Here is a 419-nt window from a genome sequence, read left to right as displayed (position 1 = left end):
ATGCATGTTAGCAGCGATGAACACCGAGATACCGGTCAACACGGCGTGGATCACATACAGCACCGGCGCCACGAACATGAAGGAGAATTCCAGCGGATCGGTGATGCCGGTAAAGAAAGCGGCGAAGGCCCCCGCCATCATGATCCCCAGCACTTTGGCCTTATTCTCAGGACGCGCGCAGTGATAGATGGCCAGCGCCGCACCCGGCAGACCGAACATCATGATTGGGAAGAAGCCCGCCTGATAACGGCCGGTGATGCCGACGACCGCTTTACCGGCGTCGATCGACTGCTGGCCGCCGAGGAAGTTAGGGATATCGTTGATGCCGGCCACGTCGAACCAGAACACCGAGTTCAGCGCGTGGTGCAAGCCGACCGGGATCAGCAGGCGGTTGAAGAAGGCATAGATGCCCGCGCCGA

The 419-nt window shown here is 60.1% G+C and carries 1 protein-coding gene; it reads right to left on the bottom strand.

From position 1 onward, the window contains the following. The coding region (locus BJP35_RS02335) for a PTS transporter subunit EIIC (RefSeq protein WP_179193651.1) at nt 1-419 on the bottom strand (419 nt) is incomplete at both ends.

The organism is Enterobacter sp. J49, from assembly GCF_002148625.1.
Taxonomy (GTDB): domain Bacteria; phylum Pseudomonadota; class Gammaproteobacteria; order Enterobacterales; family Enterobacteriaceae; genus Enterobacter; species Enterobacter ludwigii.
Note: the sequence above shows the minus strand (reverse complement) of the source record. Positions and strands in the feature narration are given on the sequence as shown.